The following is a 13,054-nucleotide window of genomic DNA, read 5'->3' on the forward strand; positions in this document are numbered from 1 at the left end:
TTAAATTTGCCTACCGAATGAATATTCAATTTGTTGATTTCTAACTATTAACAGGCTGAATTTGATTCAAAAAAAAATAAAAGTTAACTGATAGGTAAATAAAAGTTCCCTTAGACTTCGCTTCACTGCTTTTTACCTCTTTAAAAAAACAAAGTCTGTTTATATGGACAAAAAACAACGCATTATTATCACTATGCTAGAGCTAGTGGTTAAACAAGGTGTGCATGCAACACCAATGTCTCAAGTTGCCAAAGAAGCAAATGTTGCTGTTGGTACTATTTATCATTATTTTGAAAATAAAAATCAAATAATTGAAGAAATCTACATGATGATTGTCCAAGATTATGGTGTGGTTTTAATTGCAAACTTACCAGAAAAAGGTTTTAAAAAGCAATACCAAACCATGTGGCTTAATCTGTACAACTATTTTGTTGGTAATCCACTTGCTTTTAAGTTTATGGAATTTGTTGCTGTACCACCAATTATTACTCAAGAGTTGGTAGCACAATCTGTACCTTATATTTCAAATATTAGAGATTTATTTTTAGAAGGAATTGAAAACAAAGAACTAAGAAATGCTCCAGTAAGATTAATTTTGCAAATGGCATTTGGTGATGTTGTATCTTCAATTAGATTAAAAGTAAAGAATGAGCTTGAAATGAATAAAAAGCAAATTGATCAAGCGCTTGACATGTCTTGGGACTCTATTAAATACAAAGATTAGTCTTCTAAAAGTTTTACTAACTTATTTAGTGTATTATAGTTTCTGGTGGTTAGCTTAATTTTAATTTTTTTTTCAAAAAAATTATTATTGGCTTTTGACTTACCATATCCTATACTAGAATATAAGTAAATACAGTCGTCTATAAGTTGAAATTTTTCATCTGGAAAACTATAAGATTTTAAGGACTGTATTTGCTGTATTGTTGCTTTATCATATAATAAAGCAAAGTAACTTTTTAGTTTTTCTTCTTCCGTAAAAGGACATTTTTCAAGTATTGAAATTATTTGGGTTGGTGTTTTAATTAACACAGGAATATCAAATCCAAATTGATTGTAAATTCCATTTTTAATTTTAGAGGCTAAAAGATTTCTATCTGTACTTGATGTTTTAAAAATTATATTACCTGTTTGGATATAAGTTTTAACGTCTTTAAAACCTATTTGGTTTAAAAGATCACGCAACTCTTGCATTGGTATTTTGTTATGTCCACCAACATTAATTCCTCTTAAAAAAGCAAGGTAAGTATTCATTTTATTGATATAAATTTTTGGCAACTATGTATGCTCCAGTCCAAGCATTCTGGAAGTTAAAACCTCCTGTTACTGCATCAATATTTATAATTTCGCCAGCTAAATATAAATTATTGTGCAATCTACTTTGGTAGTTTTTAAAATTTACTTCTTTTAAATCTACTCCTCCTGCTGTAACAAACTCTTCTTTAAAAGTACTTTTACCATCTACTTTAAAAATAGCTTTTGTAAGTTGACTAGACAAGTTTTCTAATTGCAATTTATTTAAATCTGCCCATCTAGCTTCTTCATTAATTAAAGACGCAGTAACCAACGTTTTCCATAAGCGTTTAGGCAAATCAAACTGTGCGTAATTAACAACCGTTTTTTTAGAAAATTCTTGTTTAAATTCTTTCAATTCTGAAAGTGTTTTGTCATAATCTTGATTTATAAAATTGATTTCAATTTCAAATTTATAATTCCGTTTTGCAAGCTCTAAAGCTCCAAAAGCTGAGAGTTTTAATATGGAAGGCGCACTCATTCCCCAATGTGTAATTAGTAGTGAACCAAAAGATTCTAACGAAGAACCCACTACCTTTACTTCTACATTTTTAGCAACTACACCTGGAATATCCTTTATCCTTTTGTCATCAATATTAAAAGTAAATAACGATGGAACAGGTTTTATTATAGTATGTCCTAACTGTTCTAAAAATGACCATATTTTAGGATTACTTCCGGTTGCGACTATTAGTTTTTTTGAAGTAAAAACATCAGTTTTAGTAACTACTTGCCATGTGTCATTTATGTTTTTAAAATTGGTGACAGATTGGTTTGTTAATACATCAACACCATGCTTTTGTGCTTGGTTTAAAAAACAATCTATAATCGATTTTGAACTATTACTAACAGGAAAAATACGACCATCCTCTTCTATTTTTAAAGGCACACCTCTGGTTTCAAACCACTCCATAGTGTCTCCTGTCATAAACGTATGAAAAGGACCTAACAACTCTTTTTCTCCTCTAGGATAATAGCTTGTTAACTCTTGTGGATCAAACTCGGCATGTGTGACATTACAACGTCCTCCTCCAGAAATTTTGACTTTAGACAGCACGTCTTTTCCGCGTTCTAAAATAGCAACTTTTATATTTTCATATTGCTCTGCAATATTAATTGCTGCAAAAAAACCTGCTGCACCACCACCTATTATTACTACATCATATTGTTTCATAAACGATCTTAAAAATCACTATTTATAGCTTTTTATTTTTATTATCAATATTTTTAGATTCTAAACGTTATTTAGAATAGCGTTACCCTAATATTAAATTTAATTTAAAAGCATCACAATTTATGACATTTCCATTAAAACCAATACTTGTTTTAGGATTACTTTTAATGTCTTGCAGTACTGGAAAATTAACTGTAGTTGGATCTATAGATGGTGATTTGGATGAAGTTTCTGCAGCACAATTGGTTAGTAATTCTGATTTAATATGGACCATTGAGGATGCTGGAAACAAAAACAATGTTTATGGATTAAATTTAAAAGGAAACATTGTAAAAGACATAGACATTAGTAATGCAAAAAACATAGATTGGGAAGATTTAACTACTGATAATAAAGGTAGTTTATATATTGGTGATTTTGGAAACAACTCCAGAAAACGAAAAACATTTTTTATTTATAAAGTTGAAAACATAGCAAATATTAAAAATAAAACTGAAGCTAAAACCATCACTTTTACTTTACCAGAGAATATAAAGTCTGAAGATTTTGAAGCCTTCTTTTTATGGAAAGATTACTTTTATATTTTTAGTAAAACGCACAAAAAAACAATGCTTTTAAAAGTGCCAAATCAAATAGGAAATCATGTTGCAACTTTTATTACTGAGTATAAATTAAAAGGAAAGGATACACGTGTTACTTCTGCAGATATTAGTCCTGACGGAAAAACAGTTATCCTTTTAAACCATGATAAAATCTGGAAGCTAAGTAATTTTAAAATTGATAATTTTTTTGAAGGAAACGTTAAAAACATACCCTTAAACCACGACAGTCAAAAAGAAGGTATTTGCTTTAAAAATAATACAAGTATTTATATTACAGATGAAGATTCTGGGAAAGAGGATAATAAAATTTATTTGTTAAAATTGAATTAAAACCCAAAGCCGATTTTAAATGCTAGACGTAAACCATCGTCACTATTAAAAGCAGATAAATTACCAACTAACATTCCTGCTGCATTAAAAAACACACCACCACCAAAAGAGTTATTCCATTTTTTTGAGTTATCATTTTTTATCCAAACACGACCATAATCTAAACCTCCATAAACACCTATATTAAGAGGTAATAATCCTGTTTTTAATTTACGTAAATTTAGTCTTAAATCTGTACTTTGCACAAATGCTCTTTTCCCTGTAAAACGCTCATTTCTATACCCTCTTAACCCATTATTTGCGCCTAAATTAGCACCTTGATAAAACTCAAAACCATCTCCAAAATTAAGAAGCGCACTTGCTTTAGTAGCCAAAACCAATTGCCCACTTGGTATTAACTTATAATCAAAACCTAAGGATGGTTTTATAAAAGAAAAATTATTAGAATTGTCTAAGTTAGTTTTATAACCAGCTTTTAAGCTAATTTCCATACCAACGGTTGGAAAAGCTTTATTATCCTTGTTTTGGTAATGGTAATCTATTTGGGCTCCTGCAAAACTACTTCTACTATCTTCTCCATTTGCTTGATAAAACGTGTTTACAAAACGGTCGATAGTTTCTTCAACTTCTATTGTTTCATAGTTTAATGCTACTTTAATTTTAGCTCCTAAATCTCCTTTCCAAAGTAATGAAGGTGTTAGTTTAATGGTCTCTAATTTTACACGATTATAATCTAAATTATAGTTAGCTTCATTTTCTGTATTCGGGTTTAATGTTTCGTTTCCTAAACCAAAAAAGTTTACACTGTAATTTGGGCTTGTAAAAGCTGCTTCTAAACCTAAATTCCAATTTTTAATAACATTTGCAAACTCGGCTTTATAATTAAAATCAAAACCAGAAGTTGCAAAATAATAAGCAGCAGATAACTGATGTTGCTGTGTAAATGGATTACGTTCAAAACCATACGTTGTATACGTATTTGTAAGTCCAATTTTAAAACCATCGTCTGGATTTGATCCTAAGACTGGAATTAATTGATTGGAGCTGTTCTTTAACTTTTTGTAGTCGTAAACATTAGTTTCATAATCATCAGTTAATTTATTTATTCCTTTTTTGGTGATATAACTATTTTTTTTTGTCTTATAATCATACGATTTTACTCGTTTTCCGTTAACTATATCGTAAGTGTCTTTATTTTGACCACCAATTAATCTTAATTTTATCAATCTATTTCCTTCACCAAAAACTTTAAAAACATCGTCATCATCTAAACCATAAATCCAAATTTCTTTGGTATCCTCAAAGGAGTATGATCTAGAGAAAAACACAGTTTCTTTTTTACCTTTTTTTATACGATAAGCAGTTACTTTAGTAATTCCGTTTGACTGTCTTTCTATATCAAACCAATCGTCTTTATTTGTCCCTTTTATAACCGCAAAATTATTAATATGATTATAGTAGTTATAAGATATTTTTTGAAGATTTGCACGTCTTCCTTTTAATTTTAATTTAATATCATTTATTGTTTCCTGATTGACTTCAGAAGGAAAAGACATGAATGCCTCGTCAATAACTTGATCTGTCAAATGGGTTGTAATATGTTTTACTTGTGCATTCCAAATCTCTCGATTAGACTGATTTATTAAAGCCATATCCAAAGGATAAGGTTCCAAATTAAACCATTTTGGGCTTTTTAATTCTTCAGTATAACTTTTCATTAAACGCAAATCAGGAATAATTGATGTTGCAACGCTTAACAGAGTACCATCTCCCATTATGGAAAATGCTTGATCACGATCTCTAGGTATTGGTCTATAAATTGTTTGTTTATCTTCTTTAAAAGTTGCCCATCTCCATTGGTCTTCATGCCTATCCCAATCTCCAATTAGCATATCAAATAAACGTGCTTTGATGTAAGACGCTTCGTCTATTGAGTGATTTTCGTTTTTATTAAGATTTTTAAGCAAGTCACTAGTACTAATAACTTTATTAGAAAATCCAAAACTTTTCTTATCTCCATGACCTGAAGCTGCACGCTCTTCAATCATATATAATTCATCTCCAAAATCTGTATTATATTGTGCTAAGGCATTTTGTTTTGGGATATAATACAACACTGGATTGGTATGAAAAACACCAACTGCATCAGACAATTTACCTATAGTAAAAGGTGCATAAGGATGTGATCCTGTAAATACATCTAACAATAAATTTTCCGTATAAGTATCATTAAATTGACCTTGGATATATTGGTCTTTAAAGGCTACTGCTTGTAAATATTGTAGCGCATTTTTACGCAATGCTCTCATTACATATTGTTTGCCTTCCTGATCTTTAAGCATTAAAGACTTAGATTGATGTCCACCTCCTTTTCTAACTGGAGTCAATCCACCAAAAAGGGTGTCTAAATTTACAGTTGGCGCATTTACTTTTACACCAAAATCTTGACGATACCTACTTCCCCAAAGGGTTTTATAAAGTGTTCCTTTTGAAACCTCATCTTCTGTATAAATTGAGGCTTTTTTATGACTAGAAAAACCAGATACATAATCTGTAATATTAGTCTCTTTGTTTTCTGAAAACACATTAGTCTGAAATGCAGTTTTATTATCTTGAGCAGTAATAAAACGCACATTTGAAGAACCATCTTTATAAACATCTAAAATACTATAACCTTGTTTTCCGTAAGAAAACTGTCCACCTCCAATATTATGGGTTGCACTTGTTTTAGATCCAGAACCACTAACTATTTGTGGTAAATTATCTTGTATTAAATATTGCAAACTATGCTCATGTCCAGAAACAAAAACAACTTTACTGTTTTCTTGTGACAATGTTATTATACGCTTTTTAAACGTATTATAACGTTTATTGGATTGATCTACATTTGTAATTCCAGTTGTAACCCTTAATAGATTTTTAAGTGATCCAATAATAGGTAATGGTTTCATGTGGTCTAAAAATGTAAATTGTGCACCATGAGAACCATTGGTAAAAATGGGATGATGTAAGGCTACAATAGTCGTTTTGCCTCTTGCTTTTTTAATTAGACTTTCAAACTCGTCAAAAAACTAAGTTCTGGTTTTAATATCACAATTATCATTTATAGTTGGATGTTTATCCCAATTAGTGACATACCAATGAGAATCTACAATTATCATTACAACATCATCGCTAATAGTTACTTTTTGTATTGGACAACCGTTTTCTGGTAAAAAAGTATTTTTACCTAAAGCATCTTCTACAAATTTTTCTTGTCTTTTTAACCCTTTTAAGCCAGAATACCAATCATGATTGCCTGGAATAAAAATAGTGTTTCCTTTAAAATCTTTTACTGCTTGTGTTTGTGTTTTTAATTGATGTTGGGCAAACTCCCTATCTTTATGATCCTTGCTTACCAATCCATTAGGATAAATATTATCTCCTAAAAAAAGAGCTGTACTATTACTTGGTGCATTGCTTAAAGCTTTTTCAAAAGCTTTTAAAGCATCAGATTTGGAGCCAATTGGAGAGTTTCCTGCATCGCCAATTAAATAAAAAGAATGTTCTAATATTTTATCTTTTGGAAAGGTTTTAATATTATTTTCGTCTTTATATTGAGGCTTAAAGGTTGCGCATGCATTTAATAAGTTAGCAATAATAATTATAATGGCTAGTTGTTTAATTCTCATTTTAACAGATTAATTAGCTATTTTAGTAAAAATAATTCTTTAAATGGAAAATGTAATCATTGAAACAGAAAAACATGTCTCACAATTACTAACTAGTAAATTGGAACATACTTTTTTCTATCATAATTTAAGTCATACACAGCGTGTTGTTAAAAGCATATTAGAACTTGCTGAAGGCGAAAAAACGCCTAAAAAAGACACTCAGTTATTAAAAATTAGTGCTTGGTTTCATGATATTGGATATATAAATGGATGCAAAAATCATGAAGAAGAAAGCGCCAAATTAGCTTCAACTTTTTTAAAAAATCATAACGTTTCTGAAGCTGATATAGCTTCTATCACTGGGTTAATTTTAGCTACTAAAATTAATTACGAACCAAAAAATAGCCTTGAAAAAATTATTCGTGATGCTGATTCGTCGCACTTTGGAAGCAAAAATTACATTGAAATTTGCGATTTATTAAGAGCTGAATGGGACCTTACCCAAAGTAAAGCTTTTACAGATAGTGAGTGGACCCAAGAAAATATTCAGTTTTTATCTAAACACCACCATTTTTACACCAATTATGCTCAAGAGAATTGGCAAAAAAGAAAAGATAAAAATCTAGTTTTACTGTTAAAAACATTAAAAAAACAACAAGCTGAAGAACTTAAAGCACAAACAAAAGCTGAAGAATTTCAGCTTAAAAAAAACAAAGCAACTTTACCAGAACGTGGTATTGAAACCATGTTTAGAGTTACTCTAAAAAATCATATTACTTTAAGTAATATTGCAGATACAAAAGCTAATATTTTATTATCTGTAAATGCCATTATAGTGTCTTTAGTACTATCTAATTTAGTGTCTAAATTAGATAATCCTTCAAATGGTTATTTAATTATCCCAACCGTTGTTTTTGTATTATTTACAGTAGCTTCTATAATATTATCCATTTTAGCAACGCGTCCAAATGTGACAAGTGGTAAATTTAACAAAGAGGATGTAAAAAATAAAAAGGTTAACCTTTTGTTTTTTGGAAACTTTCATAAAATGAGTCTTGATGATTTTGAATGGGCTATGGGAGAAATGATGCAAGACAGAGATTACTTATATTCTTCTATGAAAAAAGACTTATATTTTCTGGGTTTAGTTTTAAATAAAAAATACAAAATACTAAGACTTACTTATACAGTTTTTATGATAGGTATTATTGTAAGTGTATTGACTTTTGCAATTGCCTTTAAAACGCAAGGGTAAACATTTATTAAATCTCTTTCATTAAATCTTCATAAGTATAAAACTCTTTTTTATTAGTTTCTTTTTGGTATAAAATATTGACACGTAATGCTTTTAAACCTGTAACACCTTGTAGGTTTTCAAGTTCTAAAATCTCTACATTGTCACCTAACTTATGCTTAGATTGTAAAAAATTAATATATTTTAAATACTCTATTTCATCTTCCTTTTGAGAGAAGACTATTGTTATTTTCCCTTTTGCAGTAATGCGCTCATTAGTTCCTTTAATATTAGCTTTATCGACACGTTTTTTGACAACTTCATATCTTGCATTATAGGTTCCGTCTACATCAAAATGTTTTTCGTCTGTTCTAAAACGTATAGACAATGGTTGATTAAACACTAAAATCATTGAGGCAACATCTAAAGCAATTGGATAGTCATGTTGTTGGTTATAGTAAGTGTTTTCCATATCACACATTACTTGTAATTGCCACAAACGCAAGTTGTACAAATAAATTTTATTAAAAGAATCTTCTTTAGTGATGGCTTCTCCTATGTACATATTATGTTCTACTCCATCAGTTTTAAAACGTTCAAAAAAGTGAGGATACATTGCTTGTGCTTCAACTTGTTTTTTATCTAATAAAGAGGACATGTTTTTATTAATCAAACTTATTGTGTCATCATAGTTTTTACGATAATGATATACTAGATCCACCTGACTATCTACTGTATTAAAATAGTCTTCTATTTGTTTTACTAGATAGGGTTTAGATTTTAATTGAAATTTAAACAGTGGCTCAATTTCATTTTTAAAAAATCGTGTTATTTCTTGTTCACTATCTACTTTAAAGTTAGTGTGTAATGCTTCTTTAAAAGTAATAATCTGAAATAACAACTGTTCTAAAATGGGCAATTTATCAATATCAAATGCAACTTTCACAATTTTTTCAACCATTTTAAGCTGTAATGACAAGTCTTTTTCTGTTGCACTATTCCTAGCGTTTGAAGAGCCTTTAACATCTATTTGTCCAAATAATGGATAGACATTATCAAAACTGATTTTACTAAAAAGTGGGTTATCTTTTCCATTATGCTGTTCTGTCATAAACTGCTTAGCAGCTTTCTCAAACTTCCATTTTACACTAGGATGAATGGATGTACATTCACGTTGTATGATTGCTTCTATTAAATTTTCTTCGTCAGTTTTTGAGCGTTTCACAGCAGACAAAATAAATGGCATCACATCCACCAACTTATTAGCATTAATACTATTTAAAACTTTAGCTTTTTTTGAGACTAATTCTAAAACAGCTAGTAATTGACCGTTTTCTGCAATTGGTGCAAAAATTGCGCTTTTAATACCTTGTTCTTTTAATACTTTAATCTGTGGAGCATTACCTTTAGACATTTCATAATACTTCTCTACATCAGATATAGTATAATATGTTTGCTCTTTAAGTAATGTATTATAACTGTGTTGGCAAAAAGCAGTATCGCAACTTAACTCTGTATTTGTTTTTAGTAAAAAACTACTAACATTAGAATCGTAAACCTGCATTAGCATATTGTCTTCTTTATTATAGATAGAAAACCCTACTTGCAAGTCTTTCATATTAAAAAGCGTACTAAATATTTGCTGGAAGTCTTTCATAAAGCTTTCATCCTTACGCTTATTACTACCTATTAAAGTAGATTTTATATTAGATATTGATTGATCATCTGTAACATCAAAAATATTAGAGATTACAAACCCTTTAGATATGTAACTATTAGGCGGAAATTTTTCTTTCCACAATTCTATATTATTAAAATTATCTAAAAGTTGATCAAAATCTTCTTGTTTTAATTTTGGAGCTTTATCTGTTGGAAGAATCTCCATAAAATCTGCATTATATAAGATTTTATAAATTCTCATTACTCCATTTGCTTCAGGGATTTCATAATATAAAGGACGTTTAAAGTTGGTATTAAAACCATAAATCATATTCATAATTATGGTACATCCCAAAATATACCAATCGTTTTCTGGCATGTTTTTAATAACTAACTCAAAATCTGGTCCAGCAGTTTTTATGATGTTTTTAAAACGTTGTGAAGCATTAAAAATAAAATTATGATACGGTACACTTGCTGTTTTAATCTCGTTTAAACTTAAGACTTCACTAAAAGAGTCTTGTAATAAGGTTTGGATTTCGTCTTGATATTCTTTTAAAACAGAAACATCACTAAATCCTTCTGTTAAAACTGGAGCATTCATTTTTATTTCTAAAACTCGTTTAGCTTTGGCAGCAAGAAAAGGATCTTTACTATTAGCCAATACTTGATACTTCTCAATAAGTTTATTAAAACTTATTTGAATAGAGAAAGGTAAATTAGTATTGTCGTTTAAATTAGAAATCATAATCTTAAAATTACACAAAAATACGCATTATTAAGATTAGTCGTAAGGATTTTAATAAGTTGACAGAGCAAATACTAAAAACAATAATAATTGTATGCATGTAAGTTTTTTATTTAAAAAACGACTTTATAGAAGTCTATAAACAGTTGTCAAAATGAAATTTAAGTTTTCCTTCTTAATACTTTATACTATTAGCTCTTTTTCAATTGTTGCACAAACTTGTTGTTCTGGAGGGATTCCTCTATCAAATAACTTAGGGTTAAATATATCTAAGAAAGGGACAATCCAAATTGGATTAGCTTATGACTATAATAATCTTAATACATTAAATTCTGGAACAGAAAATTTAGAAGACAATTCTAGATTAAGAGTTACTCATTCTTTTTTAATTAATACAGGATATTCTATATCAAACAATATTTCTGTAGAAACATTATTTACTTGGATTAATCAACGTCGAAAAATATCTCAATTTGGTAATGAAAATTTTGATCAAACATCAGGAATTGGTGATGCTGTATTATTATTAAAATATAATTTTTCAAATTTATTAGGAAAAAATAGCAATTTAAACATTGGTTTAGGGGCTAAAATTCCATTTGGATCTTCTACAGAAACTAATGCAATTGGCATAACACTTAATTCTGATTTACAACCTGGAAGTAATACTTGGGACACTATTTATTATACTTTTATATCTAAAAATTTAAATATTAGACCTTCTTTTGGCTTTTTTAGTAAAATTATTTATCGAAATACTGGTACAAACAACACATATTTAAACACCTTAAAATATAAGTTTGGTAATGAGTTTCAAGCTTTTTTAGGTTTCTCTGATCAATTTTTATTATTTAAAACGTTATCTAATTCTAGTCTATCTTTTAAATACAGAATTGCTGAAAAAGATAGACTAGATGGTTTTGAACTAGAAAACACTGGAGGTAAATGGCTTTTTTTACTACCAAATTTTTCTTTAAATATCACAAAATCTTTATCTATAAACACTAAAGTAGAAATTCCTATTTATAGTAACGTTGATGGTACACAACTTACTCCCTCTTTTAGAATATCTTCAGGTATTTTACTTAAAATTGATAGAAAACAAAAACTCCTTTTATAAAATTAGAAATCATGAAAAAATATATTACATATACGTTTATAATATTGTTTATAACATCCTGTAGTAAAACAAGTGAAGTTAGTAATTCAAATAACCCAAACACTACTAATAATAATTTTCAAGAATGGTTAGTTCCATTAGGGGAAATTAGAGATGGAGGTCCAGGTAAAGATGGAATACCTTCCATAGACACACCTATTTTTGTTGACGCAAATAGTAGTGATGCAAATTATTTAGATGATGATGATCTTGTAATTGGAATTGTTAAAGGAAGCCAAATTAAAGCATATCCACATATCGTTATGGATTGGCATGAAGTGGTAAATGACAATTTTGATGGATTCCCTGTTACCATTAGCTACTGTCCTTTAACTGGTACTGCATTTGGTTGGAATGGAATAATAAATGGTCAAATTACCACTTTTGGTGTTTCAGGTTTACTATATAATACAAATTTGATACTATACGACAGGAATTCTGACAGTAATTGGTCACAACTAAGATTGCAATGTATTAATGGTTCACAAATAAGCTCAATTCCTGAAACCGAAAGCGTTATTGAAACAACTTGGGGTGTTTGGAAAAACATGTTTCCTTCAACCAAGGTTCTAAGTTTATTTACTGGATTTAATAGAGATTACGGTACATATCCTTATGGAGATTATATTACAAATAACGATTTTTTATTATTCAATGTAAATCCTACAAATAATACTTTGCCAAGTAAAGAAAGAGTCTTTGCTTTAATTGACAACAACCTATCAAAAGCGTATAGGTTTGAAAACTTTAATAATGGCAAAGTTGTTAATGAAACATTTAATGGAAACCAATACTTAATAGTTGGTAACAACAATATTATTAATGCTTTTAAACTATCTGGTTCTACTTTAGGGTTGAGTTTTCAATATAATTACAGTAATTCAGAGGAGTTTTTTATTGACAATGAAGGTAACAAATGGAATATATTTGGAAAAGCCATTCAAGGACCACGTGTTGGCCAGAAATTGACACCATCAAAATCTGTGGTTAGTTATTGGTTTGCAATTGCTTCATTTTATCCAAATCCAGAGATTTATCAATAATAATTAAATTAACAAATAATCAAAGTTTATTTTTTTTTAATTTACCACCTTTTTATTTTAACTAAATTAAAGCTTCAATTTAACGTTAAGGCATTTTTTACTGATTTTTTTATCCTTCTAAAAAGATATCAACAGACTTATTAAATAAAAGTTCTTTCT

The 13,054-nt window shown here is 29.0% G+C and carries 10 protein-coding genes; 5 read left to right on the forward strand and 5 right to left on the reverse strand.

The window, feature by feature from the left end; all coding sequences use genetic code 11:
• Positions 1-163: 163 nt before the first annotated feature.
• The gene (locus tag SJY17_RS01720; protein ID WP_397363724.1) at positions 164-724 is read left to right on the forward strand and encodes a TetR/AcrR family transcriptional regulator; all 561 of its coding nucleotides are present in this window, start codon (positions 164-166) and stop codon (positions 722-724) included.
• On the opposite strand, the gene SJY17_RS01725 is transcribed toward SJY17_RS01720, so the two are convergent.
• Both SJY17_RS01725 and SJY17_RS01730 read right to left on the reverse strand, forming a co-directional pair.
• On the reverse strand, positions 721-1,254 hold the full coding sequence (locus SJY17_RS01725) for a DUF1697 domain-containing protein (protein ID WP_397363725.1): 534 nt from the start codon (positions 1,252-1,254) through the stop codon (positions 721-723). The two genes, SJY17_RS01720 and SJY17_RS01725, sit on opposite strands and share 4 nt — an antisense overlap.
• Before the next feature lies 1 nt (position 1,255).
• Positions 1,256-2,467, reverse strand: coding sequence for an NAD(P)/FAD-dependent oxidoreductase (locus tag SJY17_RS01730; RefSeq protein WP_397363726.1), 1,212 nt, complete (start codon positions 2,465-2,467; stop codon positions 1,256-1,258).
• 122 nt (positions 2,468-2,589) lie between these two features.
• On the opposite strand from SJY17_RS01730, the gene SJY17_RS01735 reads away from it, so the two are divergent.
• Positions 2,590-3,399 (forward strand): hypothetical protein, encoded by an 810-nt coding sequence (locus SJY17_RS01735; protein ID WP_397363727.1) that lies wholly within the window; start codon positions 2,590-2,592, stop codon positions 3,397-3,399.
• On the opposite strand, the gene SJY17_RS01740 is transcribed toward SJY17_RS01735, so the two are convergent.
• On the reverse strand, positions 3,396-6,350 hold the full coding sequence (locus SJY17_RS01740) for a phosphoesterase (RefSeq protein WP_397363728.1): 2,955 nt from the start codon (positions 6,348-6,350) through the stop codon (positions 3,396-3,398). The genes SJY17_RS01735 and SJY17_RS01740 overlap by 4 nt on opposite strands.
• Positions 6,351-6,470: 120 nt before the next feature.
• On the reverse strand, positions 6,471-7,070 hold the full coding sequence (locus SJY17_RS01745) for a metallophosphoesterase (RefSeq protein ID WP_397363729.1): 600 nt from the start codon (positions 7,068-7,070) through the stop codon (positions 6,471-6,473).
• A 43-nt stretch (positions 7,071-7,113) separates the two neighbouring features.
• On the opposite strand from SJY17_RS01745, the gene SJY17_RS01750 reads away from it, so the two are divergent.
• Complete coding sequence (locus SJY17_RS01750; protein ID WP_397363730.1) at positions 7,114-8,307, forward strand: Pycsar system effector family protein; 1,194 nt, start codon at positions 7,114-7,116, stop codon at positions 8,305-8,307.
• A gap of 7 nt (positions 8,308-8,314) precedes the next feature.
• Here SJY17_RS01750 and SJY17_RS01755 read toward each other — a convergent pair whose 3' ends face one another.
• A complete protein-coding gene (locus SJY17_RS01755) occupies positions 8,315-10,693 on the reverse strand; it encodes a GAF domain-containing protein (RefSeq protein WP_397363731.1) in 2,379 nt (792 codons plus the stop codon).
• 154 nt (positions 10,694-10,847) lie between these two features.
• Between SJY17_RS01755 and SJY17_RS01760 the strand changes: the two genes are divergently transcribed.
• Positions 10,848-11,813 (forward strand): hypothetical protein, encoded by a 966-nt coding sequence (locus SJY17_RS01760; protein ID WP_397363732.1) that lies wholly within the window; start codon positions 10,848-10,850, stop codon positions 11,811-11,813.
• Between the two features lie 11 nt (positions 11,814-11,824).
• Positions 11,825-12,895, forward strand: coding sequence for a DUF3179 domain-containing protein (locus SJY17_RS01765; RefSeq protein WP_397363734.1), 1,071 nt, complete (start codon positions 11,825-11,827; stop codon positions 12,893-12,895).
• Positions 12,896-13,054: the final 159 nt, after the last annotated feature.

The sequence above is a fragment of the Olleya sp. R77988 genome (assembly GCF_044594215.1).
GTDB lineage: Bacteria > Bacteroidota > Bacteroidia > Flavobacteriales > Flavobacteriaceae > Olleya.

Bases quoted from the DNA above. Each gene is read 5' to 3' on its own strand.
- SJY17_RS01765 (WP_397363734.1), top strand. From the start codon at position 11,825: ATGAAAAAATATATTACATATACGTTTATAATATTGTTTATAACATCC.
- SJY17_RS01740 (WP_397363728.1), bottom strand. From the start codon at position 6,350: ATGAAACCATTACCTATTATTGGATCACTTAAAAATCTATTAAGGGTT.
- SJY17_RS01735 (WP_397363727.1), top strand. From the start codon at position 2,590: ATGACATTTCCATTAAAACCAATACTTGTTTTAGGATTACTTTTAATG.
- SJY17_RS01730 (WP_397363726.1), bottom strand. From the start codon at position 2,467: ATGAAACAATATGATGTAGTAATAATAGGTGGTGGTGCAGCAGGTTTT.
- SJY17_RS01725 (WP_397363725.1), bottom strand. From the start codon at position 1,254: ATGAATACTTACCTTGCTTTTTTAAGAGGAATTAATGTTGGTGGACAT.
- SJY17_RS01750 (WP_397363730.1), top strand. From the start codon at position 7,114: ATGGAAAATGTAATCATTGAAACAGAAAAACATGTCTCACAATTACTA.
- SJY17_RS01720 (WP_397363724.1), top strand. From the start codon at position 164: ATGGACAAAAAACAACGCATTATTATCACTATGCTAGAGCTAGTGGTT.
- SJY17_RS01755 (WP_397363731.1), bottom strand. From the start codon at position 10,693: ATGATTTCTAATTTAAACGACAATACTAATTTACCTTTCTCTATTCAA.
- SJY17_RS01760 (WP_397363732.1), top strand. From the start codon at position 10,848: ATGAAATTTAAGTTTTCCTTCTTAATACTTTATACTATTAGCTCTTTT.
- SJY17_RS01745 (WP_397363729.1), bottom strand. From the start codon at position 7,070: ATGAGAATTAAACAACTAGCCATTATAATTATTATTGCTAACTTATTA.